This window comes from Pseudomonas sp. G(2018) (assembly GCF_005502415.1).
In the GTDB taxonomy this organism is placed as follows: domain Bacteria; phylum Pseudomonadota; class Gammaproteobacteria; order Pseudomonadales; family Pseudomonadaceae; genus Aquipseudomonas.
On sequence record NZ_SCOO01000019.1, the window covers coordinates 20592 to 44166 of the forward strand.

The 23575-nt window shown below is 58.5% G+C and carries 20 protein-coding genes; 8 read left to right on the forward strand and 12 right to left on the reverse strand.

The genetic code is table 11. The features are described 5' to 3' along the window. Positions 1-107 precede the first annotated feature (107 nt). Positions 108-1871 (forward strand): cation:proton antiporter, encoded by a 1764-nt coding sequence (locus FFS64_RS18380; RefSeq protein WP_137806579.1) that lies wholly within the window; start codon positions 108-110, stop codon positions 1869-1871. 21 nt (positions 1872-1892) lie between these two features. Here FFS64_RS18380 and FFS64_RS18385 read toward each other — a convergent pair whose 3' ends face one another. The 4 genes from FFS64_RS18385 to uvrD all read right to left on the reverse strand — a co-directional run bounded on the left by FFS64_RS18385 (position 1893) and on the right by uvrD (position 6263). Beyond that, the gene (locus tag FFS64_RS18385; protein WP_137806580.1) at positions 1893-2300 is read right to left on the reverse strand and encodes an SMI1/KNR4 family protein; all 408 of its coding nucleotides are present in this window, start codon (positions 2298-2300) and stop codon (positions 1893-1895) included. A gap of 137 nt (positions 2301-2437) precedes the next feature. Further along, positions 2438-3316 carry a Tim44 domain-containing protein gene (locus FFS64_RS18390; RefSeq protein WP_095194578.1) on the reverse strand — a complete coding sequence of 293 codons (879 nt, stop codon included), beginning with the start codon at positions 3314-3316 and terminating at the stop codon, positions 2438-2440. Positions 3317-3495: 179 nt separating this feature from the next. Then, positions 3496-3936: an EamA family transporter gene (locus tag FFS64_RS18395; RefSeq protein WP_137806581.1), complete on the reverse strand. Its 441-nt coding sequence runs from the start codon at positions 3934-3936 to the stop codon at positions 3496-3498. A 143-nt stretch (positions 3937-4079) separates the two neighbouring features. Further along, entirely contained in the window at positions 4080-6263 is a 2184-nt protein-coding gene (gene uvrD / locus FFS64_RS18405) for a DNA helicase II (protein WP_095194580.1), read from the reverse strand. Positions 6264-6521: 258 nt separating this feature from the next. Between uvrD and FFS64_RS18410 the strand changes: the two genes are divergently transcribed. Beyond that, on the forward strand, positions 6522-9383 hold the full coding sequence (locus FFS64_RS18410; protein ID WP_137806583.1) for an EAL domain-containing protein: 2862 nt from the start codon (positions 6522-6524) through the stop codon (positions 9381-9383). A gap of 59 nt (positions 9384-9442) precedes the next feature. Here the strand turns inward: FFS64_RS18410 and FFS64_RS18415 are convergent, their stop codons facing one another. Then, the gene (locus tag FFS64_RS18415; protein WP_137806584.1) at positions 9443-9757 is read right to left on the reverse strand and encodes a hypothetical protein; all 315 of its coding nucleotides are present in this window, start codon (positions 9755-9757) and stop codon (positions 9443-9445) included. A 351-nt stretch (positions 9758-10108) separates the two neighbouring features. On the opposite strand from FFS64_RS18415, the gene hexR reads away from it, so the two are divergent. Both hexR and FFS64_RS18425 read left to right on the forward strand, forming a co-directional pair. Further along, complete coding sequence (gene hexR, locus FFS64_RS18420; RefSeq protein ID WP_007927594.1) at positions 10109-10975, forward strand: transcriptional regulator HexR; 867 nt, start codon at positions 10109-10111, stop codon at positions 10973-10975. A 223-nt stretch (positions 10976-11198) separates the two neighbouring features. Beyond that, positions 11199-11411 (forward strand): PA3496 family putative envelope integrity protein, encoded by a 213-nt coding sequence (locus FFS64_RS18425; protein ID WP_095194583.1) that lies wholly within the window; start codon positions 11199-11201, stop codon positions 11409-11411. Here FFS64_RS18425 and FFS64_RS18430 read toward each other — a convergent pair. Beyond that, positions 11353-12315: a LysR family transcriptional regulator gene (locus tag FFS64_RS18430; protein ID WP_137806585.1), complete on the reverse strand. Its 963-nt coding sequence runs from the start codon at positions 12313-12315 to the stop codon at positions 11353-11355. The two genes, FFS64_RS18425 and FFS64_RS18430, sit on opposite strands and share 59 nt — an antisense overlap. 189 nt (positions 12316-12504) lie before the next feature. Between FFS64_RS18430 and FFS64_RS18435 the strand changes: the two genes are divergently transcribed. Continuing rightward, positions 12505-13920, forward strand: a complete 1416-nt coding sequence (locus FFS64_RS18435) for an acetyl-CoA carboxylase biotin carboxylase subunit (RefSeq protein ID WP_137806586.1) — start codon at positions 12505-12507, stop codon at positions 13918-13920. Positions 13921-13931: 11 nt separating this feature from the next. Next, positions 13932-15740, forward strand: a complete 1809-nt coding sequence (gene oadA, locus FFS64_RS18440; protein WP_137806587.1) for a sodium-extruding oxaloacetate decarboxylase subunit alpha — start codon at positions 13932-13934, stop codon at positions 15738-15740. 129 nt (positions 15741-15869) lie between these two features. Here oadA and FFS64_RS18445 read toward each other — a convergent pair whose 3' ends face one another. From FFS64_RS18445 to FFS64_RS18455, 3 genes are read right to left on the reverse strand one after another with little or no spacing between them, the layout of a single operon-like run. Beyond that, a complete protein-coding gene (locus tag FFS64_RS18445) occupies positions 15870-16541 on the reverse strand; it encodes a GNAT family N-acetyltransferase (protein WP_137806588.1) in 672 nt (223 codons plus the stop codon). Between the two features lie 17 nt (positions 16542-16558). After that, complete coding sequence (locus FFS64_RS18450) at positions 16559-17005, reverse strand: GNAT family N-acetyltransferase (protein WP_137806589.1); 447 nt, start codon at positions 17003-17005, stop codon at positions 16559-16561. A 9-nt stretch (positions 17006-17014) separates the two neighbouring features. Further along, the gene (locus tag FFS64_RS18455; RefSeq protein WP_137806590.1) at positions 17015-17638 is read right to left on the reverse strand and encodes an FMN-binding negative transcriptional regulator; all 624 of its coding nucleotides are present in this window, start codon (positions 17636-17638) and stop codon (positions 17015-17017) included. Between the two features lie 92 nt (positions 17639-17730). Here FFS64_RS18455 and FFS64_RS18460 point away from each other — a divergent pair, with 92 nt between their 5' ends. Beyond that, complete coding sequence (locus tag FFS64_RS18460; protein ID WP_137806591.1) at positions 17731-19281, forward strand: PLP-dependent aminotransferase family protein; 1551 nt, start codon at positions 17731-17733, stop codon at positions 19279-19281. Positions 19282-19416: 135 nt separating this feature from the next. Here the strand turns inward: FFS64_RS18460 and FFS64_RS18465 are convergent, their stop codons facing one another. The 3 genes from FFS64_RS18465 to FFS64_RS18475 all read right to left on the reverse strand — a co-directional run bounded on the left by FFS64_RS18465 (position 19417) and on the right by FFS64_RS18475 (position 22748). Further along, positions 19417-20532, reverse strand: coding sequence for a polyamine ABC transporter substrate-binding protein (locus FFS64_RS18465; RefSeq protein ID WP_137806592.1), 1116 nt, complete (start codon positions 20530-20532; stop codon positions 19417-19419). A gap of 5 nt (positions 20533-20537) precedes the next feature. Continuing rightward, positions 20538-21575 carry a histone deacetylase family protein gene (locus FFS64_RS18470; RefSeq protein ID WP_137806593.1) on the reverse strand — a complete coding sequence of 346 codons (1038 nt, stop codon included), beginning with the start codon at positions 21573-21575 and terminating at the stop codon, positions 20538-20540. Between the two features lie 177 nt (positions 21576-21752). Further along, entirely contained in the window at positions 21753-22748 is a 996-nt protein-coding gene (locus FFS64_RS18475) for an AraC family transcriptional regulator (RefSeq protein WP_137806594.1), read from the reverse strand. 292 nt (positions 22749-23040) lie between these two features. On the opposite strand from FFS64_RS18475, the gene FFS64_RS18480 reads away from it, so the two are divergent. Beyond that, positions 23041-23460, forward strand: a complete 420-nt coding sequence (locus FFS64_RS18480) for a hypothetical protein (protein ID WP_137806595.1) — start codon at positions 23041-23043, stop codon at positions 23458-23460. Positions 23461-23575 lie beyond the last annotated feature (115 nt).

Below are 23575 nucleotides of genomic sequence, written 5' to 3' on the forward strand. Positions count from 1 at the left end.
CACCCCCAAAAGGCAAATTCCTACACCAAAAACGAATTTTTACTCTGCTCAATCGGACATTTCCCGCGTCTGCGATTGAACGTTGTCCAACCAAGGAGCCCCACACCATGCATGCCATCAGTTTTATCCAGGATCTGGCAGTGATCATGTTGGTCGCAGGTGTGGTGACCGTACTGTTCCACCGCTTCAAGCAGCCGGTGGTGTTGGGCTACATCGTTGCCGGCTTCATCATTGGTCCGCACACGCCGCCGTTCAGCCTGATCCACGACGAAGGCACCATCAAGACCCTGGCGGAACTCGGGGTGATTTTCCTGATGTTTTGCCTGGGCCTGGAATTCAGCTTGCGCAAGCTGTTCAAGGTCGGCGCCACGGCGTTTATCGCGGCATTCCTGGAAATCGTGCTGATGATCTGGATCGGCTACGAGATCGGTCGCTGGTTCGACTGGAACACCATGGATTCGCTGTTCCTCGGCGCGATCCTGGCCATTTCCTCGACCACTATCATCGTTAAGGCGCTCAACGACCTGAAGATGAAAAACGAGCGCTTTGCGCAGCTGATTTTCGGTGTGCTGATCGTTGAAGACATCCTGGGCATCGGCATCATCGCCTTGCTGTCGAGCATCGCGGTCAGCGGAACGGTCAGCTCGGGCGAGGTATTTTCCACCGTTGGAAAACTCTCGCTGTTCATGATCGTCGCGCTGGTGATCGGCATCTTGCTGGTTCCGCGAATACTGGCCTATGTGGCCAAATTCGAAAGCAACGAAATGCTGCTGATCACAGTGCTGGGCCTGTGTTTCGGCTTCTGCCTGCTGGTGGTCAAACTCGAATACAGCATGGTACTCGGCGCATTCCTGATTGGCGCGATCATGGCCGAATCCCGGCAGTTGCTGAAAATCGAGCGCCTGATCGAACCGGTTCGCGACTTGTTCAGTGCGATTTTCTTCGTGGCGATCGGGTTGATGCTAGACCCGATGATTTTGCTGCAGTATGCCTGGCCAATCGCAGTGATCACGTTGGCGGTTGTACTCGGCAAGATGTTGTCCTGCGGTCTGGGTGCCTTTATCGCCGGCAATGATGGACGCACCTCACTGCGCGTTGGGATGGGGCTTTCGCAGATTGGCGAATTTTCCTTCATCATCGCCTCGCTGGGCATGACCCTGCAGGTCACCAGTAACTTCCTTTATCCGGTGGCCGTGGCGGTTTCGGTGCTTACAACATTGATGACGCCCTATTTGATCCGCGCAGCCGACCCATTGTCGATCAAGCTGGCTGCGGTGATGCCGCAACGGCTGGCTCGAGTTTTGGGGATGTATGGCGAATGGTTGCGCAGCATTCAGCCGCAGGGCGAGGGTGCGTTGCTGGCCTCGATGATTCGGCGGATCTTGCTGCAGGTGGGGGTCAATCTGGCGTTGGTGATTGCGATCTTCTTCGCGGGCGCTTACTTCGCAGAACGCATGTCTACTTACCTGCAAGACTGGATCAGCGACCCAAGCTGGCAGAAAGCGTTGATCTGGGGTGGGGCGCTGCTGCTTTCGCTGCCCTTCCTGATTGCCGCGTATCGCAAGCTCAAGGCGCTGTCGATGTTGCTGGCGGAAATGGGGGTGAAGCCAGAAATGGCCGGACGCCACACGCAGCGAGTGCGCCGGGTGATCGCCGAAGTGATCCCGATCCTTTCGCTGTTGGTGATTTTCCTGCTATTGGCAGCCTTGTCGGCCAGTATTCTGCCGACCAACAAGTTGCTGGTGCTGATCGCCGTGGTAGCGGCCGCGGTGGCTGCGCTGCTGTGGCGCTGGTTCATCCGCGTTCACACGCGCATGCAAGTGGCCTTGCTGGAAACCCTGGACAACCACAAGGATTCGCCAGGGCACTGACCCGGTGGGGCGTCAGCTGACTCAGCTTTCCAGCCAGACGTCCCGCGCCCAGTGCCACACCGACTCCCAGGTTTCTTCGGCGATCAGCTCTTCGTCGCCTAGCCACAACACCACGGTGCCGTCTTCTTCGACACAGTAGTAGTTGTCGCCATCCTGGCAGATTGGAATCAGACTGCGATCGACGCCAGCATCCCAAGCGTTGGCAGCTACGTCCGGCAGGTAGGTGTGGGATTGCGGGTCGGTGACGGTGACCGGCTCCAGGCTGCCGTAGACCACGTCGCTGACGGTCAGCAAAAACTCTCTGAAGACAAATGGAATGTCGATGAACAGTTGTTCTTCGATTTCGACCAGCAGATCTTCGTCGGGCAACTCCAAGGGGACCGGTACCGGTTCGTTGGCTTCACGCAGTTGTTCGATGATTTCTTCCACGTCCGGGATCCTCTTGCTTGAATGGCGCGGTTTATATGGGGCGGTTTATACAGTAGCTCGCTATAGATGCAATCGCGAAATAGAAAAACCCCGGCAAGCCGGGGTTTTTATTACAGCGTATCAAGCGCGGAGGGTGATCAGCCGTTCTGGCGGATCCCTGCCACCAGCCAAGGCTGGTTTTCGCCCTGGGCGCGTTCCATGTTCCAGCTTTCGCTGAACACTTCACCCTGGTCGAAACGCGAGGTTTTCGACACGCCGCTGAAGGTCAGGGTGGCGATGGTCTTGTCGGCGCGATCATCCACACCGTCCAGTTGCACATTGAGGTTATCAATGTAGGTGGATTGGAAACCGTCACCCAGATCGGCACGTTCGCGCTTGAGGAACTCCAGCATCTGCGGGGTCACGAACTCGGCGATCTTGTCCATTTCGTTTGCGTCCCAGTGCTGTTGCAGGGACTGGAAGTGGTTGCGAGCCGCTTCAATGAAATTCCTTTCATTGAACCAGGCCGGTGCATTGATTACCGGACGTGCGGCAACCGGTGCAGCCGAGCCGCCGAAGATCGAACCGCCAGCAGGCTTCTGTTCGAACGCTTCACGCTGCATCGGCGCGTGACCAGCCGGAGCGAATTGCTCCTGCTGCTTGCGGCGACGGGCGGCGATGAAACGGAAGACCAGGAACGCGATGACCGCCATGATCAGGATGTCGAGGATCTGCATGCCCTGGAAGCCGTCGCCCATGAACATGGACGCCAACAGGCCACCGGCGGCGATGCCGGCCAGAGGGCCGAGCCAGCGCGAAGCACCGCCGGCCTTGGCAGCAGCGCCAGCGGCACCGGCAGCACCGGCGGTCGCCGCAGCGCCGCCCATGCCAGGAGAAGAAGGAGCCATTTGGCTGGTCTGGTGAGTCGGCGCAGCGCCTGCGCTTTTGCCACCACCGAAGCGCTTGGCGGCATTGACGTCGAGACTCATCGTCAGGCCGATGCACAACGCCATGGCGATGCTAAGAAAACGTTTCATAAAGGGAATTCCCATTTGTGGAAGGCACGCGCGCCATGTTGCACAGCTGGAGTGTTACTGGCTAGCGGCAGAGTGTTTCGGGCTTTTGCCTGACAGGTTCGGTTCAGCTTCAGTCAGCGCAATAAGGCTTGTTAACTTTGGTCTGTAGGATGAGTGGATAAGTTTTGTAGGACAGATGCCTAACGTCGTAGCGCCAACATCACAACCCCTGCCGTGATCAGTCCGATTCCGCCCAATTGGCGCAGGTCGAGTTTTTCACCCAGCAGGATCACGCCGAGTACGGCCACCAGAACCACACTGAGTTTGTCCACTGGAGCGACCAGGGACGCAGGACCGACTTTCAATGCGCGGAAGTAGCAAATCCACGAGGCACCGGTAGCCAGGCCAGACAACAGCAGGAACAGGTAACTTTTGGAAGATATCGATCCTAATGCTTGATATTGGCCCGTGGCGTACAAAATCAAGGCCAGACTGACCAGGACCACTACCGTTCGCAGTAGCGTGGCGAAGTCAGCGTTGACGTTTTCGACACCGATCTTCGCGAAAATGGCGGTCAACGCCGCAAAGACAGCCGATAACGAGGCCCAGAATGTCCAGGAAGAAAAGAAGCCTGAGCCCATGACTTTTTCCTTTCAGTTCAGCCAACGCATAACCCTGTGGGAGCGGGCTTGCTCGCGAAAGCGTCAGGTTAGTCGACATTGATGGTGCCTGATCCACCGCATTTGCGAGCAAGCCCGCTCCCACATTGGTCCTTAAGCGATCTTTAGATCGCTTCCAGCTTGGCATACCCCAGCATCAACCACTTGCTGCCTTCGCTGAAGTTCACCTGAACCCGCGCCTGTGCGCCGGCGCCTTCGAAGTTCAGGATCACGCCGTCACCGAACACCGAATGCCGTACCGCCTGGCCGAGACTGAAACCGGTCTGCGGGATTTCGCTGCCGCCGAACAGGCTACTGGTACTTTGCTGCTGGCCACCGCCGAACGGACGGCTGACGCTGTTGGAAAGCCGCACTTCCTGGATCAGGCCTTTTGGCACTTCACGTACGAAACGCGAGACCTTGTTGTAGGTTTCGCTACCATACAGACGTCGGGTTTCAGCATAGGTCATCACCAGGTTATGCATGGCGCGGGTCACACCGACATAAGCCAGACGACGTTCTTCTTCAAGGCGACCGGGTTCTTCCAGGCTCATCTTGTGCGGGAAAAGGCCTTCTTCCATGCCCACCAGGAACACGTAGGGGAATTCCAGGCCCTTGGCGCTGTGCAGGGTCATCAGCTGAATGCTGTCTTCGTGCTCGTCGGCCTGGGTGTCCCCGGCCTCCAGCGATGCGTGACCAAGGAACGCGGCCAGTGGCGTCAGATCCTCGTCTTCTTCACTGTTTTCGAAGTTGCGCGCGGCGCTGACCAGTTCCTCAAGGTTTTCTACTCGAGCCTGGCCTTTCTCGCCTTTTTCCGCTTCGTGGTAAGCGATAAGCCCCGACTGCTCGATGACGGTCTGGGTCATCAGGTGCAGCGGCATGTCCATGCACTTGGCAGCGAGGTTTTCGATCAGCTCGATAAACGCGCCCAGTGCGCTGGCGGCACGACCGGTAAGGCCCTTGTTGGCCACCAGTTGGCGCATCGCTTCCCACATCGACACATCGCTGTGGCGTGCATGGTCGCGAATCGCTTCGACGGTTTTCTCACCGATGCCACGGGCCGGTACGTTGATCACCCGTTCCAGCGCGGCATCGTTGCCTCGGCCTTCCAGCAAGCGCAGGTAAGCCATGGCATTCTTGATTTCAGCCCGTTCGAAGAAGCGCTGTCCGCCATAGATGCGATACGGAATTCGCTCACGTAACAAGGCTTCTTCCAAAACGCGCGATTGGGCGTTGGATCGGTACAGAATCGCGATATCGCTACGGGCCAGGCCGGTTTTCAGCGCGCTTTCGATGGTTTCGACAACGTAGCGGGCTTCGTCATGTTCGTTGAATGCGGCGTACAGGTTGATCGCTTCGCCTTCGCCGCCATCGGTCCACAGCTCCTTACCCAGGCGCCCGGTGTTGTTGGCGATCAGGGCGTTGGCGGCCTTCAGAATGCCGGCGGTAGAGCGATAGTTCTGCTCCAGTCGAATGGTCACGGCGTCGGGAAAGTCTTCGGAATACTGGTAGATGTTCTCGATTTTTGCCCCACGCCAGCCGTAAATCGACTGATCGTCGTCACCGACCACCATCAGGCTGTCGCCACCCTTGGCCAGCAGGCGTAACCAGGCGTACTGCACGGCGTTGGTATCCTGGAACTCGTCCACCAGAATGTGCCGGAAACGCTTCTGATAATGCGCCAGCAGCCCCGGATGGTCGCGCCACAGGTCGAGGGCACGCAGCAGCAGTTCGGAGAAGTCGATAACGCCGGCGCGCAGGCACGCGGCCTCATAGGCCTCGTAGATGCTGCGCATGGTCGCCAGGAACAGATCGCCGCTGGCTTGAATGTGCTGCGGGCGCAGACCTTCGTCTTTCTGCCCGTTGATGAACCATTGGGCCTGGCGGGCCGGCCAGCGTTGCTCATCCAGACCGAGCTCGCGGATTACCCGCTTGACCAGCCGCTGCTGGTCGTCGCTGTCGAGAATCTGGAAGGTCTGGCTCAGCCCGGCTTCCTGCCAATGCGCCCGCAACAAGCGGTGCGCCAAGCCGTGGAAGGTGCCGACCCACATGCCGGCCGGGTTGATGCCCATCAGCTGTTCGATGCGTTGGCGCATCTCGGCAGCTGCCTTGTTGGTGAACGTCACCGACAGGATGGAGTGGGGAGACGCGTTTTCGACCTGGATCAACCAAGCGATACGGTGCACCAGCACTCGGGTTTTACCGGAACCAGCACCGGCCAGGACCAACTGACGACCCACGGGGGCCGCTACGGCCTGGCGTTGGGCATCGTTGAGGGAGTTCAGCAGAAGGGAGAGATCATCGCGCATCGGGGCATTCTAGGGGGCGGCGACACACCGGGCAAACCCCGCTTTGCTTTAGCCGATAAAAGATTCGCGCGGGACGACCGGTCAGTCATCGGCTATAAGCGTTGGCCGCTCTACTCTGGCGGCTTCGAGGTCGAGTCGGGCGGCCGGTGCTTTTGTCTGTTTTTTGATCTGTAGCAGTTTGGTCCGGGCACTGCCTTGTGTATGCTCCGTCGATGTTTCGGGCTCATGCTCATCATTATAAGAACAAGAACATTGCCTATGACCCTCAGCTCCGATCTGTCGGGCCCCTCCGTGGAGCCCCGGGTTATCCGAAAGCAATACGCCATGGAAATGGCGGTCGAACGCACGCGTCTGCTGTATCAGGGCTCTTTGCTGCCCACTCTGTTCATGTTGACCAATGGTCTGGTCTGCGCCGGTTTGCTCTGGAGCCCGCAGCGCTACTTCCTGGTCACGGTCTGGCTGGTGTGGTTGCTGTCGTTGGTGGCGTTGCGGGTAATTCAGGTGGCCGCCTTCGATTCGGCTATTCCCAACCGCCAGGCCCATCCGATCTGGCGACGCATGTTTTTACTGGGTTCGGGGCTCACCGGCCTGACGCTGGCCGGCGCGGGTATCGCTCTGGTTCCCGCTGACAATTTCATCCAGCAAGCCTGGGTTTTCGGCCTGATCGGCGCGGCGGCCCTTTCAGCCAGCGTTGCCTACGCCGTCAGCCTGCCGGCTTTTCTGTCGTTCACCTTGCCCTGTTTATTGCCGGCCATCGCCTACATGTTTTGGGGGCAGGAGCAGGGCTGGGGCTGGTTTGGTCTGATTTTGCTCGGTGCATTGAGCGTGGTCGCCTGGCAGGTCAATCGGCTGATCGATAGCGGCCTGTTGCGACGTTTCCAGAATCAGGCGCTGATCGAGCATTTGCAGCAAGCGCAAAACTGCAGCGATCAGCTCAATAAAGAGCTGGCCAAGGAAATCGACCAGCGTCGGCGTGCCGAAGACGAATTGCGTGAAATCCAGGCCGGTCTGGAAACTCGCGTGGCTCAGCGCAGCCTGGAACTGGACGCCGCCAACCAGGCATTGAGCAAGAGTGAAGCGCGTCTGGCGCTGGCATTGAAGGCCAGTGAGCTGGGACTGTGGGACTGGAACCTGCAAACCGATGAAGTCCATCACACGCACATTCAGGAATTGTTCGGCCTGGAGCCGGAATACGTGACGGCGATGTTGCGCCACCTCAAGCCCCGTCTGCATCCCGAGGATCTTCCGGCACTGAGAAAGGCGTTGGTCGAGCATTTGAAGGGCCGAACCGAGGATTATCAGATCGAATACCGCGTGCGCCATGGCGACGGTCACTGGGTCTGGATCGAGGATCGCGGGCGGGCGGTCGAGCGGGCCGAAAACGGCCGGGTGATCCGCATGGTGGGCACTCGCCGTGACATCAGCGTCAGCAAGGCACTTGAAGAGCAGCAGCAATTGGCGGCGACGGTGTTCGAGGCAGCCAGCGAAGGCATCATGATCTTCGACCCCAACTACGCCCTGATCGCGGTCAATCAGGCTTTCAGTCGTGTAACCGGTTATGAGATCGAGGACATGCTCGGGCGCAATGCCGTCGAGTTGCCATGCAGCCGCGACGCTCGCCGTCATTACGCAGCGATTCATCAGGCACTGGAGCAGCACGGCAGCTGGCAGGGCGAACTGGTGGAAGCCCGCAAGAACGGCGAGATGTACCCACAATGGCTGCAATTGAATACTGTGCGCAATACTCGGGGAAAAGTTAGCCATATTGTCGGCTTCTTCGCAGATCTCTCCGCTCGCCGAGAATCCGAAGAGCGGATGCGCTACCTGACCCATTACGACGAACTCACCGGCCTGGCCAACCGTTCGATGTTCCGCGAACGGCTCAGCGAGGCGCATCAGCGTGTGCGTCAGGGCGGTTATCGCAGCCTGGCGTTACTGCACATCAACCTGGACCGCTTCAAGCAACTCAACGACAGTTTGGGTCATGAGGTCGCCGACCAGTTGTTGCAGAAAATGGCCCGACGACTGGTCAATGCGCTGCCTGAGGCGGACACCATCGCGCGTTTGTCCGGCGATGAGTTTGCCGTGCTGTTCAACTCCTATGGCAACCTGTCGAGCCTGGCGCGGGTGGCCACACGTTTGGCGAACAAGTTGCGTTTGCCGGTGACGGTCGAGGGGCATGAACTGGTGCTCAGCGCGTCAATGGGCATCAGTCTGTTGCCGGATAATGCTCGGGAAATTTCCGCGTTGGTCAGCCAGTCGAACATGGCCATGCAACATGCCAAGCATTTGGGTGGCAACAACTTCCAGTTCTACACTGACAGCTTGCAAGCCAGCACGCTGGAGCGCTTGCAGCTGGAAAACCAACTGCGTAAAGCGGTTGAAGAGAAGCAGTTGAAGGTTTTTTACCAGCCGAAACTGTGCCTCGCCACGGGCAAACTGAATGCCGCCGAGGCGTTGGTGCGTTGGGATCACCCGACCATGGGCCGCGTGCCACCGGGAGATTTCATCGGCCTGGCCGAAGAAACCGGCTTGATCGGCCCTATTGGCGAATTCGTGTTGCGCCAGGCTTGCTGGCAGGCCTGCGAGTGGCAGCGACAGGGGCTTGAGCCGATTCGGGTATCCGTCAATTTGTCGGTCCATCAGTTGCGCCAGGGTAAACTGGTCAGCCTGGTGCGACAGGTGCTGGAGGAGACCGGGCTGGCGCCGCACTACCTTGAGCTGGAACTCACGGAAAGTCAGTTGCTCGACAGCGTCGAGCACATCATCGCAACCTTCCAGCAGTTGCGTGATCTGGGCGTAAAGCTGGCGATCGACGATTTCGGCACTGGCTATTCATCCCTGAGCTACCTCAAGCGCATTCCAGTGGATTACGTGAAGATCGATCAAGCGTTCATTCGTGGCCTGGGGGAGGGCACAGAGGATGCAGCGATCACCCGGGCAATCATTGCCATGGCCCATGGCTTGTCGTTGAAAGTCGTGGCTGAAGGCGTGGAGCGACGGGAACAGCTTGAATTCCTCAAGGGCGAACACTGCGATGAGGTGCAAGGGTATCTCATCAGTCGGCCGATAGAGGCGGATGGGCTGGCAGCGCTACTACGTGAACAAGGCATGGATTGAAGGGGCAAGTCCCGTCGACCCCTTGCGAAGGTCGACGGGCAGCTTGATTTTGGTATTTCTTAGTGGGTAATCAGAACTTTGTCGATACGGTGCAGCAACTCGCCTTTATAGAAGATGCTAACGCTGGGGACATTGGTGTCGCCCATTACTTTGTATTCGACAAACTTGTCGCTTTCAACTTGCAAGGATGGCTCGTCGGATGTTTCCAGTTTCAGCTCCAGCCGCACATTGAATGACTTGTCCTGCAGTTTCATGTATTCCAGTTTGGGTGTGACACCGCTGTGGGGTACGGTTACGGTGCCATAGACGCGGAAAGACGGGTTGCCCGGCATCCGGTCGATTTGTGCGGTCCAGTTTTTGGTTTTAATACTCATGTTTAATAATTCCTTTAATTAACTAAGGTGGCTTCCTGCCGGATTAATATATCTATCTGAAATGGAGAATTGGAGATGTTTGTGGTTCTGGTTTGTAAGGCTGTATGTTTTTGTGAATGTCAATGTAATAACTATGGGTAGTACTTTGATCGGCGAATATTTATTGGTTGTCATGGTCAGGTCGCGCATGGATGACCTGCTTGAACACCGAAACTGAGTGCTACATGAGGCGCGAGTACCTGAAATCGAGGGATCTGGTTACGCATTGAGCAGGCAAAATGCCGATTCATGTAGTATAACTACAAGCGTGCTACATCCCCGGCACCTGCCAATAACAAAGAGTCCAGCCCTTTGAATCTGCTGCAACACATCGCCCAGTCTCGCCACCTGTTACGCAAGTCGGAGCTCAAGGTCGCCGATCACGTGCTGCTTGACCCCGCGGCCGTGATGCACAGCTCCATGGCCGACCTGGCCCATAGCGTCGGTATCAGCGAGCCGACCATCGTGCGTTTTTGCCGCGCCATCGGTTGCTCCGGGTTTCAGGACCTGAAGTTGAAGCTGGCCCAAAGCCTGGCGGCAGGCGCGAGTTTCGGGCAGTTCGCGATCCATGAAGATGACTCGGTCGCCGACTACAGCCTGAAAATCTTCGACACCACCCTGCATACCCTGATGGAGGTTCGCGAGAAGCTCGATCCGGTAGAGTTGCAGCGAGCGGTGACGCTGATGTCCCAGGCCCAGCGCGTGGAGTTCTATGGCTTTGGCGCCTCGGGTGCGGTAGCGGCAGATGCGCAGCACAAGTTTTTCCGTTTGCTGCTGACAGCGGCAGCGTATTCCGACCCGCACATGCAAGCGATGTCGGCGGTGACCCTGAAACCGACCGATGTGGCGATCTGCATTTCCCAGTCCGGGCGTTCCAAGGACCTGCTGATCACCGCCAACCTGGTGCGCGAAAGCGGTGCTTCGTTGATCACCCTGTGCCCAAGCCAGACGCCGTTGGCCGAGCTGTCGACCGTCAACCTGGCAATCGACGTGCATGAGGACACCGAAATTTACACACCGCTGACCTCGCGGATCGCTCACCTGGTGGTGATCGACGTGCTGGCAATGGGCGTGGCCATGGCGCGCGGGCCGAGCCTGGTCAACCACCTCAAGAGCGTCAAGCGCAGCCTGCGCAGCTTGCGGTTGTCGCCCAAGTCAGTGAAAGCGCTGGACGATTGATCATCTGAAAAGGCGGAGGGTCGTTCCGACCTTCATTCGCGAGCAGGCTTGCCCCTACAGTGGTTTTTCGGTGCTGCACGGAATCTGTTCACACCACTAAACCTGCTCGCGAAGGCGTCATTGAATTCACCACAACATTCATCAGGCTGTAACGCCCAGGCCGCCAAACCGTCATCCCCCGCGCCTATCTTGAAGCTCCCGTACTCGCCTTGGGAGACTCGAAATGGCCCAGCCCTACGAAGAACGCAACAGCGCCGTCAAAACCCGTCGTCAGCAGGAAGATCAGCGCCGCATGGAGTTTCGCCGCGCCATCGAAGATCGCTGCGAACGCCGTCAGCTTCTTGCCGAGATCGGCGATTTTCCGGAAGAGTTCGAACTCAATTACTGGCAGGCGGCCTCGACAGCTTCCCGTCGAAACGCTCAACCAGGCCGCTGATCTGCACCCGCTCACTTCGCACAAACGCAAGGAATGCGTGAGCCACCGGTGACAACCGTTTGGCCTTGGCTTGCACCAGGCACCAACTGCGGTACAGCGGCAGTTCTTCGACCGGCAACTCGATCAACCCGCCGGTCACCAGTTCCAGGTTCAGGGCGTGGCGCGTCAACAGTGCCACGCCCAGGCCTGCCAACACACATTCACGCTGGGCTTCGGCTGAGGACACTTCCTGTGTCTGGTTGAAGTGCACACGCTTCTCCTTGAAATACTCTTCGCACGCAAGGCGTGTGCCGGAGCCGGGTTCGCGCAGCAGCAGTGTGTAAGGTTCAAGATCCTGCAGGCGCAACGGCCCCATGTGGCACAGCGGATGATCGGGCGGCGCGACAGCAACGATCGGGTTGTTGAGGAACGGCATGAACTCCAGCCCCATGTCTTGCGGCACCATGGACATGATCACCAGATCATCGCGGTTATCGGAGAGGCGTCGAATCACTTGACCGCGGTTGACTACTGTCAGTTGCAGGTTCACCTCCGGATGTTGACGCTTGAACGCGGCAAACAGGTGGGGGACGAAGTACTTGGCGCTGGATTCCACCGCCAATTTCAGCTGCCCCTGCAATGAGCCCTGCATGTCGGAGAGCTGCATGTCGAGGTTTTCCAGGCGCCCGAAAATGTCCCGGCTGGCGCGTTGCAGTGCTTCAGCCGCTTCCGTCATGTAGAGTTTTTTGCCGACGTAATCGAACAAAGGTTGGCCAATCAGCTCCTCCAGTTGACGAATCTGTAAGCTGACGGCCGGTTGTGTGAGCGACATTTCGTCGGCTGCGCGGCTGTAGGACCTCAGATCACAGACTTCGTTGAAGATCTGCAATTGACGCAATGTCATACGCATCAGGGACTTACGCATTTTTATGTGTTCTCGCCGCAGGCTGATGCTTCAACTATAAGTCTTTACTTATGCATGACCCAATTATTATTCATTTTTGTTAATCCCTTGTGAGCGCTAGTGTGGTCCTGCGACCAAATTGAAACATTTGGTCACGCGTCGACCTGGTCTAGCAGGTCGTGGGTACCACCGGCTCAAGGGAATTTCCAAGTGATAACAAAGATCCTGATCGCCAACCGTGGTGAGATTGCCGTACGAATCGTGCGTGCCTGCGCCGAAATGGGCATCCGCTCGGTCGCGATCTATTCCGACGCCGACCGCCATGCCCTGCATGTGAAGCGTGCGGACGAGGCCCACAGTATTGGTGCCGAGCCCCTGGCGGGTTACCTGAACCCGCGCAAGCTGGTGAACCTGGCCGTGGAGACCGGTTGCGATGCGTTGCATCCTGGCTACGGTTTCCTTTCGGAAAACGCCGAATTGGCGGACATCTGCGCCGAGCGCGGTATCAAGTTCATCGGTCCATCGGCTGAAGTCATTCGCCGTATGGGCGACAAGACCGAAGCCCGCCGCAGCATGATCAAGGCCGGTGTGCCGGTCACTCCGGGCACCGAAGGCAACGTCTCGGGGATCGAAGAAGCCCTGAGCGAAGGCGATCGCATCGGTTATCCGGTGATGCTCAAGGCCACGTCCGGTGGTGGCGGCCGCGGTATCCGTCGCTGCAACAGCCGCGAAGAGCTCGAACAGGCTTTCCCGCGGGTCATCTCCGAAGCCACCAAGGCCTTCGGTTCTGCGGAAGTGTTCCTGGAAAAATGCATCGTCAATCCGAAACATATCGAAGCGCAGATCCTCGGCGACAGCTTTGGCAACGTGGTGCATCTGTTCGAGCGTGATTGCTCGATCCAGCGCCGCAACCAGAAGCTGATCGAGATTGCCCCGAGCCCGCAGCTGACCCCTGAGCAGCGCGCCTACATCGGCGACCTGTCGGTACGTGCCGCCAAAGCCGTGGGTTACGAGAACGCCGGTACCGTGGAGTTCCTGCTCGCCGAGGGCGAGGTGTACTTCATGGAGATGAACACCCGGGTGCAGGTGGAACACACCATCACCGAAGAAATCACCGGTATCGACATTGTCCGCGAGCAGATCCGCATTGCTTCCGGCCTGCCGCTTTCGGTGAAGCAGGAAGACATCCACCACCGTGGTTTCGCCCTGCAATTCCGGATCAACGCCGAAGACCCGAAAAACAACTTCCTGCCGAGCTTCGGCAAGATCACTCGTTACTACGCACCCGGCGGTCCCGGCGTACGTACCGATACGGCGATCTACACCGGTTACACCATTCCGCCGTTCTACGATTCCATGTGCCTGAAACTGGTGGTGTGGGCGCTGACCTGGGAAGAGGCGATGGACCGTGGTTTGCGCGCCCTCGACGACATGCGTCTGCAAGGGGTCAAGACCACCGCCGCCTACTATCAGGAAATCCTGCGCAATCCGGAATTCCGTAGCGGCCAGTTCAACACCAGCTTCGTTGAAAGCCACCCTGAACTGACCAACTACTCGATCAAGCGCAAACCCGAAGAGCTGGCCCTGGCCATCGCCGCCGCCATCGCCGCCCACGCAGGCCTGTGAGGAATAAAACAATGTCCAAGAAGATTCACGTAACCGACACCATCCTGCGCGACGCCCACCAATCGCTGCTCGCGACCCGCATGCGCACCGAAGACATGCTGCCGATCTGCGACAAGCTCGACAAAGTCGGCTACTGGTCGCTGGAATGCTGGGGCGGCGCCACGTTCGACGCCTGCGTGCGCTTCCTGAAGGAAGACCCGTGGGAGCGTCTGCGCCAGCTGCGCGCGGCATTGCCTAACACCCGTCTGCAAATGCTCTTGCGCGGCCAGAACCTGCTGGGCTACCGCCACTACAGCGACGACGTGGTCAAGGCTTTCGTCGCCAAGGCAGCGGTCAACGGCATCGACGTGTTCCGCATCTTCGACGCCATGAACGACGTGCGTAACCTGCGCGTGGCCATCGAAGCGGTGAAAGCGGCGGGCAAGCATGCCCAGGGCACCATCGCCTACACCACCAGCCCGGTGCACACCATTGATGCGTTCGTGGCACAAGCCAAGCAAATGGAAGCCATGGGTTGTGACTCGGTGGCGATCAAGGACATGGCCGGTTTGCTGACCCCATACGCCACCGGCGAACTGGTCAGGGCGTTGAAAGCCGAGCAGTCGCTGCCTGTGTTCATCCACTCCCATGACACGGCCGGCCTGGCCACGATGTGCCAGCTCAAGGCCATCGAAAACGGTGCCGACCACATCGACACCGCGATCTCCAGCTTCGCCTCCGGCACCAGCCACCCGGGTACCGAGTCGATGGTCGCCGCCCTTAAAGGCAGCGAGTACGACACCGGTCTGAACCTGGAGCTGCTGCAGGAAATCGGCCTGTATTTCTACGCCGTGCGCAAGAAGTATCACCAGTTCGAAAGCGAATTCACCGCAGTCGATACCCGCGTACAGGTCAATCAGGTTCCGGGTGGCATGATCTCCAACCTGGCCAACCAGCTCAAAGAGCAGGGCGCCCTTAATCGCATGAGCGAAGTGTTGGCAGAGATCCCGCGTGTTCGCGAAGACCTCGGCTTTCCGCCGCTGGTGACCCCGACCTCGCAGATTGTCGGCACCCAGGCGTTCTTCAACGTGCTGGCCGGCGAGCGCTACAAGACCATCACCAACGAAGTGAAGCTGTATCTGCAAGGCGGTTACGGCAAGGCGCCAGGCGCCGTGAACGAGAAACTGCGTCGCCAGGCCATTGGCAGCGAAGAGGTGATCGACGTTCGCCCGGCCGACCTGCTCAAGCCGGAAATGGCCAAGCTGCGTGCCGATATCGGTGCCTTGGCCAAGTCTGAAGAAGACGTGCTGACCTTTGCCATGTTCCCGGACATCGGCCGCAAGTTCCTCGAAGAGCGTGCCGCCGGCACCCTGACACCGGAAGTGTTGTTGCCGATTCCTGAAGCCGGCGGTGTTGCCTCGGCCGGCGGTGAAGGCGTGCCGACCGAATTCGTCATCGACGTTCACGGTGAAACCTATCGCGTTGACATCACCGGTGTCGGCGTCAAGGCTGAAGGCAAGCGTCACTTCTACCTGTCCATCGATGGCATGCCGGAAGAAGTTGTGTTCGAACCGCTCAACGAATTCGTCAGCGGTGGCAGCAGCAAGCGCAAACAAGCCACTGCACCGGGCCACGTCAGCACCACCATGCCGGGCAACATCGTCGATGTGCTGGTCAAGGAAGGCGACACCGTCAAGGCGGGCCAAGCGGTGCTGATCACCGAAGCGATGAAGATGGAAACCGAAGTCCAGGCTGCCATCGCCGGTAAAGTCACCGCCATTCACGTGGCCAAGGGCGACCGGGTGAACCCGGGCGAAATCCTGATCGAGATCGAAGGCTGAGTTAACAGCCTCGATACAACGCTTTAAACCTCGGGGGGGCATGTGCTCCCCTTTTTTTGCACTGAAGAAACACCGGATCAATGTGGGAGCGGGCTTGCCCGCGAAGGCGTACAGTCCAGATGCAGATAATCAGCCGCGGCACTCGGCAAGCGTTTTCAGTTGCCCAGAATCCGTCTGGTTTTCATCGCTCAACCACTGCTCGAACCCCGCCGCAATCGCCGGCCATTCCGAGTCCAGAATCGAATACCACGCCGTATCCCGGTTTTGCCCCTTGACCACCATGTGCTGGCGAAACACCCCTTCAAAACTGAAACCCAGACGCTCGGCTGCGTATTTGGAACGGACGTTGCCGTTGTTGCACTTCCACTCCAGGCGCCGGTAGCCGAGGGTGAAGGATTCCTTGGCTAGCAGGTAAATCGCCTCGGTGCTTTTCGGCGAGCGCTGCATGGGGGCGCCGAAGGTGACGTGGCCGATTTCGATGCGGCCCTGGGCCGGGACGATGGACATCAGGCTGAGGATGCCTTGCACGTCGCCGCTGGCGCGGTCGATCACGCTGAAGAAATACGGGTCGCTGTGGGCGGCGTGGTTGTTCAGCCAATCATTGAAAGCGCTGCGCTCGGGGAAGGGGCCGTAAGGCAAATAGTCCCAAAGCTTCGGATCAGCACCCGGACCTTGCAGGGCTTTGAACAAGGCATCGCCATGGCGCGCCGGGTCGAGTTTTTCCAGGCGGATGAAACGCCCCTCGATGGTTTGAACTGTTGGCGCCGGGACGCCTTTCCAGTCCGCGAGTGAAGTCGACATGCTGTTCTCCTTGAACCTTAAATGGCTTTGCGAAACTGGATGAAACCGGGGCGTTCGGCGATGCGCTCGTAGAGCTGGATCGCGGTGGCGTTGGTTTCGTGAGTCAGCCAGTGCACTTTGCAGCAACCGTCGGCCTTGGCGGTAGCGTAGACGTGTTCGATCAGCAGGCGACCGACGCCGGTGCCGCGGGTTTGCGGTTCTACCAACAGGTCTTGCAGGTAGCAGGAGTTTTCGATGCTCCAGTTCGAACGATGGTAGATGAAATGCACCATGCCCACCGCTTTGCCGTCAGCCCGGGCGAGGGCGGCGTGGGTCGGTTCGCTCGGGTCGAGCAGGCGCTGCCAGGTGCTTTGGGTGACTGCTTCGGGCAGTTCGGTGTTGTAGAAGCGCAGGTAGGCTTGCCACAGCGGCAGCCAGGCGGCGTGGTCGTCGGCGCTGACCGGGCGAATCTCGATCTGAGTCATGTTCATTCCTTAACGCATCAAGTGGGCGAGGGCCTGATCGTGCACGTCAGGGCTGGCGGCCAACCCTTCGCGCACACCGGCGATGTCTGCGGTGCTACGGTTCTGACTGAGCTTGCGCTTGCCCTCCAGGCGTTCGATCGGCACGGCGAAACCGACGATGGCCTTGAGCATGCCGTCGATGTAATCGGCGGGCGCATCGGCGACTTTCCAGGGCTGGGCACGGCCGCTCTCATGGCGATCGGTCAGGGTGCTGACGATGTCGAGCAGCCGTCCGCCATCGCTGAATGTTTCGGCGCGGCCATAGGCGTGTACGGCGACGTAGTTCCAGGTCGGGACGACTTTGCCGTGTTCGGCCTTGCTTGGATAAAAGCCCGGGCTGACGTAGGCATCGGCACCGGAAAAAATCAGCAGGGCTTCGGCGCCGTCGCGCAGGTCTTTCCATTGCGGATTGGCCTTGGCCAGATGCCCGTACAGCGTACCGTTCGGGCCCTGTTCACGATGGAGTAGCACGGGCACGTGACTGGCCTGCAAACCGTGTTCGCCGTGGGTCACCAATATGGCGAGGCGGGTGGCCAGGATCAGTTCGTGCAGTTGGGACAACTCATCGATGGCAAAAGCGCGGGGCGTGTACATGGTGAAATTTTCCTTGGCGAATGCCTGCATCCTAGGCACGCTATTGGTCTGTTGTAAGAGCCATTAATGACCAATTTCATAGGTCCATTAACATGAATAGCGAGCCGCTGTCCCTGTCGTTCAACCCGGCCGGCATCGACCTCGATCGCCGCCAGGGCCTGAGCCGTCAGCTCTATCAGGCATTGCGTTTACGCGTACTCGACGGTCGACTGGCCAGCGGCACGCGATTGCCGGCCAGTAGGGATCTGGCCGCAGCGCTGTCGATTTCGCGCAACAGCGTGGTGCGTGCCTACGATCAGCTGTATGCCGAAGGCTTTATCGAGGGGCGGGTCGGTGACGGGACTTATGTCGCACAGTTGCCGCAAAGCACGATGCCCGGGAAAAAACTATCCACAAAAGTATCCACAGGGTTGTCAACAGGCTTACCCACAGCCTTATCCACAAAATGGCTGGATTTGCCTGTGGTTTCATCCAGTAAAGTTATCCACAGCGGTGCTTTGCGACGTGTTGAAAAGAACCATTTACCAGTGCCACCGAGCGGTCCGCCTCGCGCATTTCGCGTAGGTGTTCCAGCGTTCGATCTGTTTCCTTTTGAGGTGTGGGCCAAGCTGAACGCGGCTTTCTGGCGCAAACCGGATTTACAACAGCTATGTTATGGCGACCCGGCCGGCGATGCGCGTTTACGGGGCATGATTGCGGCCTACTTGCGCAGTTCCCGCGGCATGCAGTGCACAGCTGAGCAAATTGTGATCACCAGTGGCGCGCAACAGGGAATCAGCCTTTGTGCACAGTTGCTGGTGGAGCCCGGCGATGGGGTGGCCATTGAAAATCCGGGGTATCGAGCCGCCGGTCATGCCTTCGCCGTGGCCGGGGCGCGTCTGTACGGAGTGGCGGTGGACAGCGAGGGCATCGATTGCGCTGAATTGTCAGTGCTGAGCGACTGTCGTCTGGCCTATGTCACACCTTCGCACCAGTACCCGACCGGTGTGGTCATGAGCCTGGCGCGACGTCTGGAGTTACTGGCCTGGGCTGAACGCACCCAAGGCTGGATCGTCGAGGACGACTACGATGGCGAGTATCGCTACAGCGGCGCGCCATTGGCACCCTTGGCGGCGCTTGATCGACAGGGGCGGGTTTTGTACGTCGGGACCTTTGGCAAGGTTGCTTTTCCGGCATTACGCCTGGGTTACCTGGTGTTGCCGCCGGGGTTGGTGGAAGCGTTTTCGCAACGTCGGGCGGTGGATGTCCGGCACTCGGAAGTCAGCACGCAAGCGGTGATGGCCGAGTTCATGGCTGCAGGGCATTTTCAGCGGCACATCCGCCGCATGCGTCGGGCTGCTCTGAGTCGTCGCAATACCCTTCTGGCGAATTGGCTAAAAGATATCCCCGGCGTGGGCAGTCTGCCCAGTGTGGCAGCCGGGCTGCATATGACGGTTTCGGTCGAGAGCGTGGCTCGCGAACGTGAGTTGGTGGCGCAAGCCGAGACGGTGGGGGTTGAGATCAATGCGTTGAGCAGCTATTGGCTACCGGATTCGATCCGGCCAGCAGATGAGCGTGCCGGTCTGGTGTTGGGGTTCGCGGCTGTGCCGGAAGCCGACATTCAGGCGGCATTGGTGCGGTTGCGTTCGGCGTGGGCTCACTAAAGCGTAACTCCTGAGGGGGCGAGCCTGCTCGCGAAGACGGTATTCCAACCACAGCGGATCTGGCGGATGTACCGACCCTTTCGCGAGCAGGCTCGCTCCCACAAGGGGTGATCGTCAGTGCAACAGTGCTTGTTATCAAGTCCCTGATTTGATCTTGGTCCAGGCCCGGGTGCGTGCGCGTTCGGCATCGCGCGGCAGCGGTTGCAAGGTGTAGAGCGTACTCATCGCCGTTTCGGTGGGGTACAGGTTCGGGTTGTTGCGGATCGCCGGGTCGACCAGCTCGGTGGCGTCCTTGTTCGGGTTCGGGTAGCCGACAAAGTCGCTGACCGGCGCGATCACTTGGGGTTGCAGCAAGTAATTGATGAAGGTGTAGGCGTCCTCTGGGTTCTTCGCGCCCTTCGGAATGGCCAGCATGTCGAACCAGATCGGTGCGCCTTCCTTGGGCAGACGCATGTCGACGGTCACGCCGTTTTTGGCTTCCTTGGCGCGGTTGGCGGCCTGGGAGAAGCTGCCGGAATAGCCGACCGCGACGCAGATGTCGCCATTAGCGATATCGGCCATGTACTTGGACGAGTGGAAGTAGGTGACGTACGGGCGGATCTTCATCAACAGCGCTTCAGCCTTGTCGTAGTCCGCAGGCTTTTTGCTGTTGGGGTCCAGGCCCAGATGTTGCAGCGCCAGGGGCAGGATCTCCGATGGCGAATCGAGCAGGGCGACACCGCATTGCTTGAGCTTGCTGATGTTTTCTTCCTTGAAGATCAGGTCCCAGCTATCCACCGGTGCACTGTCACCCAGCGCCGCCTTGACCTTGTCCGGATTGAAGCCGATCAGGATGGTGCCGTACATGTAGGGCACGGCGAATTTGTTGCCCGGATCGTTGGCTTCGATCAGCTTCATCAGCTTGGGATCGAGATGATTCCAGTTCGGCAATTTGCTGCGGTCCAGCGGCTGGAACACACCGGCTTCAATCTGTTTGGCGAGGAACACGTTGGACGGCACCACCACGTCATAGCCGGAGTTGCCGGTCAGCAGCTTGGCTTCGAGGGCTTCGTTGGTATCGAAGATGTCGTAGACCAGTTTGGTCTGGGTGTTCTGCGCCTTGAAATCTTCCAGGGCCTTGGGGGTGATGTAGTCGAACCAGTTGTAAACGCGCAACGTTCGCTCTTCGGCATGGGCGGCGCCACTGAGCAGCGCGGCGCCTATCACCGTGGAGCAGAGCGCTGGCGCGATAAAACGCTTGAGTCTGTTCATTGTTGTTATTTCCCCTGGGCGCTTTCAAAACCTTCGAGAACGTTCACGGCATTGATGCCGATTTCTTCAACGGCGTAGCCGCCTTCCATCACGAACAATGTTGGCTTGCCGAGACCGGCAATGCGCTTGCCCATGGCCAGATAGTCCGGGCTGTCGAGTTTGAATTGTGAGATCGGATCATCCTTGAAGGTGTCGACGCCCAGGGACACGACGATGATATCGGCGCCGTAGTTTTCGATCTCCTTGCAGGCCTGTTCCAGTGCTGCGCTCCACACATCCCAGCCCGAACCTGCCGCCAGCGGATAGTTGAAGTTGAAGCCTTCACCTTCGCCTTCGCCCAGCTCGTCTTCATAGCCAAGGAAGAAGGGGAATTCGGCTTCCGGGTGACCGTGGATCGAGGTGAACAAGACGTCATTGCGCTCGTAGAAAATCGATTGGGTGCCGTTGCCGTGGTGGTAGTCGACATCGAGGATCGCGACTTTTTTGTGGCCCTGATCGAGGAATGCCTGGGCGGCGATGGCGGCGTTGTTGAGGTAGCAATAACCCCCCATCAAATCGCCGGCGGCGTGGTGTCCCGGTGGACGGCACAGGGCAAAGGCACTGCGGGCGCCGCGCTGGATTTCCGCTTGTGCGGTCAGCGCTACTTGCGCCGCGCTGTATGCCGCTTGCCAGGTGCCGGCGGTGATCGGGGCGCCGCCGTCGAAACTGTAGTAACCGAGTTCGCCGTGCAGGCTGGTGGGCTTGATGCGGCGCAAGGTACGCGCCGGCCAGGTGTAAGGCAGCAAGTCGCCGTCGGTTTTGAATTCGGTCCAACGAGCCCAGGCGCCTTTGAAGAAATCGAGGTAGTCGCGGCTGTGGACGCGCGCGATCGGATCGAGGCCGAAATCCTTCGGTCCTTCTACAGGGCCGAGGTTCTGGTTTTGCACCCGTGCCAGCACGTGGTCGGCACGCGACGGCATCTCGAAGCAGGGTTTGAGTTGCCCGTCGATCAATTCACAACGGCCGTGGTGCAGGTGGTGATCATCCGAGTAGATCGTCAGCATTTCTTGTTCTCCGCAGGCTGATTCGGTTGAACACAGTCTTGCGGGGCCGGCCGTTTTGGAAAACGGCAGGAAAGGCCAAAAGGGGATCGATATGGCCAAAATACTTGACCGAAATTCGCCCCCTGATGATGCGATGGTGCACCGACCTTGGGCGTGGAATGCGTGTCCTGTGGGAGGTTAGTGCGGCCGGAACTGGCTCGGCGCCACGCCGCTCCAGCGCACAAACGCATGACGGAAACTCGCGGTTTCGCTGAAACCCAGTGCTTCGGCAATCCGGTAGATCGGCAGTTGATCCTCGCAAAGCATTTGCTTGGCCTGTTCGAAGCGAAGTTCGTCGAGCAACTCCTGATAGCTGCACCCCATGTCCTTGAGATGTCGGCGCAAGGTCCGCGCGGAACAGTTCATCTGTTCGGCCAGCCCTTCAAGCCCCGGTGCCGCGTTCAATTGCGCACTGAGCAGCTGGCGAATCCGCCCCAGCCATGCCTGGCGCCCTGTGAACTCGGTGTTCTGCTTGCGGCAGCGTTCAGCCATGGCCTGATGGGTGATGACATCCGCCAGGGGCAAGGGCTGGTCCAGCCACTGTTGGTCGAAGGCAAAGGCGTTGTCCCGCGCACCGAAGTGCAGCGGGCAATCAAAGTGCTCGGCGTAAGTCGTCTCATAATCGGGTGCGGCATGTTCGAAGCGTGCGGCCAACAGCGGCAGCGGGTGACCGAGAAGGTCGTCGCAGATGACTTTCAGCGAGACCAGGCAGAACTCGGCATTGAACACCGCCAGCGCCGGGTTCTCCCGGTAATCGGCGGCGACGAACCAGACGCGCTCGCCGTCGTCTTCCAGACTCAGTTCGAACAGTGTTCCCAGCAGTGCCGGATAACGCATCGCCAAACGTAATGCGTCACCGAAGGTGGCACTGGTGAGCAATGCGTAACCGAGCATGCCGTAGGACGAAACGTGCATGCGCCGCCCCAGCTCCAGGCCGATGTCGCGTTTGAGGGCAACGGCATTGGCGCAGACCTGCATCTCCTGGTTGGTCGTGATGCGCGTGTCGGCCCGGCTGAGGTCTGCCGCGCTGATGCCACTGCCGGCAAGCAGCGCTTCGCTCGACAGGCCCTCGGCCTTGAAGGTGCTGAGGATCAGGGAGACGGCGTTGAGGGTGGTGAGGTGGGAGTGGAGCATGTAAGCATCCGGTTACTAAATATACGTAACGAAAGGCAAGTTTTGTGCCGGATTGAAATAGCACAGTATTAAAGGTGTGGCTGCTCGCCATTTAAATTTATAGATAGTTAGTGAGTTTGCCCACTGTCATTAATATCAGTTTAGATGGGTGGAATTAGTATTTCGTCGGATTTTTTTAGAGTGGTTTAATAATAATTAATTTGCGGATTTAAATTTGACCCTGCGTTAACTGTGAGCTAGTTTTTCGATCGTTACAGATCATGCTGTTCATTAATTTTAAAAGGTGAACGAAATGGATATGAAGGAGATTCAAGCCTGGCTGGACAATAAACCCGCGGATGCTCCAAAAGAAAGTGGAGAGGCTACGGTAGACGTAGATGGCGTGAGTAAAACCTATCCGGCGCAATATTTAGATTTGAACAGTGGTGGTATTTTAATGTTCTTCGGTTATCCAGGTGGACACCCGGTAACAGAGGGAGTCTTCATAAGAGTTCACGAGGACGATCTCGGAAAGGATATTGTTTTACCACACCCCTATGCGTTGGTTAATTGCATTCACAACTCTCAATCATATGGTCCGGAAAACGGAACACTAACGGTCAGATTTAATGAGTCCCCGGTCACCGGGGAATTTGATATTAAGGTACGAAATGGAGCACCGGTCTCCGAGCTAAAGAACGGAAAATTCGGTATTTCTCCGGTGAAGACTTAAATCCAGCCGTTCAGGCGGGATGGGCGATTCCAGGAGTCGGCTTGCTGGCGAAGCTCATGCACCGCGTTGACTTGATCCCCGGTAAGTCGGCTCCTACGGAGTTTTGAGTGTTCGC

What these genes read in the sequence shown, in the direction of transcription:
- FFS64_RS18380 (WP_137806579.1), top strand. Translation starts at nt 108, where the DNA reads ATGCATGCCATCAGTTTTATCCAGGATCTGGCAGTGATCATGTTGGTC.
- FFS64_RS18390 (WP_095194578.1), bottom strand. Translation starts at nt 3,316, where the DNA reads ATGAAACGTTTTCTTAGCATCGCCATGGCGTTGTGCATCGGCCTGACG.
- FFS64_RS18395 (WP_137806581.1), bottom strand. Translation starts at nt 3,936, where the DNA reads ATGGGCTCAGGCTTCTTTTCTTCCTGGACATTCTGGGCCTCGTTATCG.
- uvrD (WP_095194580.1), bottom strand. Translation starts at nt 6,263, where the DNA reads ATGCGCGATGATCTCTCCCTTCTGCTGAACTCCCTCAACGATGCCCAA.
- FFS64_RS18410 (WP_137806583.1), top strand. Translation starts at nt 6,522, where the DNA reads ATGACCCTCAGCTCCGATCTGTCGGGCCCCTCCGTGGAGCCCCGGGTT.
- FFS64_RS18415 (WP_137806584.1), bottom strand. Translation starts at nt 9,757, where the DNA reads ATGAGTATTAAAACCAAAAACTGGACCGCACAAATCGACCGGATGCCG.
- FFS64_RS18425 (WP_095194583.1), top strand. Translation starts at nt 11,199, where the DNA reads ATGGCCCAGCCCTACGAAGAACGCAACAGCGCCGTCAAAACCCGTCGT.
- FFS64_RS18430 (WP_137806585.1), bottom strand. Translation starts at nt 12,315, where the DNA reads ATGCGTAAGTCCCTGATGCGTATGACATTGCGTCAATTGCAGATCTTC.
- oadA (WP_137806587.1), top strand. Translation starts at nt 13,932, where the DNA reads ATGTCCAAGAAGATTCACGTAACCGACACCATCCTGCGCGACGCCCAC.
- FFS64_RS18445 (WP_137806588.1), bottom strand. Translation starts at nt 16,541, where the DNA reads ATGTCGACTTCACTCGCGGACTGGAAAGGCGTCCCGGCGCCAACAGTT.
- FFS64_RS18450 (WP_137806589.1), bottom strand. Translation starts at nt 17,005, where the DNA reads ATGACTCAGATCGAGATTCGCCCGGTCAGCGCCGACGACCACGCCGCC.
- FFS64_RS18455 (WP_137806590.1), bottom strand. Translation starts at nt 17,638, where the DNA reads ATGTACACGCCCCGCGCTTTTGCCATCGATGAGTTGTCCCAACTGCAC.
- FFS64_RS18460 (WP_137806591.1), top strand. Translation starts at nt 17,731, where the DNA reads ATGAATAGCGAGCCGCTGTCCCTGTCGTTCAACCCGGCCGGCATCGAC.
- FFS64_RS18465 (WP_137806592.1), bottom strand. Translation starts at nt 20,532, where the DNA reads ATGAACAGACTCAAGCGTTTTATCGCGCCAGCGCTCTGCTCCACGGTG.
- FFS64_RS18470 (WP_137806593.1), bottom strand. Translation starts at nt 21,575, where the DNA reads ATGCTGACGATCTACTCGGATGATCACCACCTGCACCACGGCCGTTGT.
- FFS64_RS18475 (WP_137806594.1), bottom strand. Translation starts at nt 22,748, where the DNA reads ATGCTCCACTCCCACCTCACCACCCTCAACGCCGTCTCCCTGATCCTC.
- FFS64_RS18480 (WP_137806595.1), top strand. Translation starts at nt 23,041, where the DNA reads ATGGATATGAAGGAGATTCAAGCCTGGCTGGACAATAAACCCGCGGAT.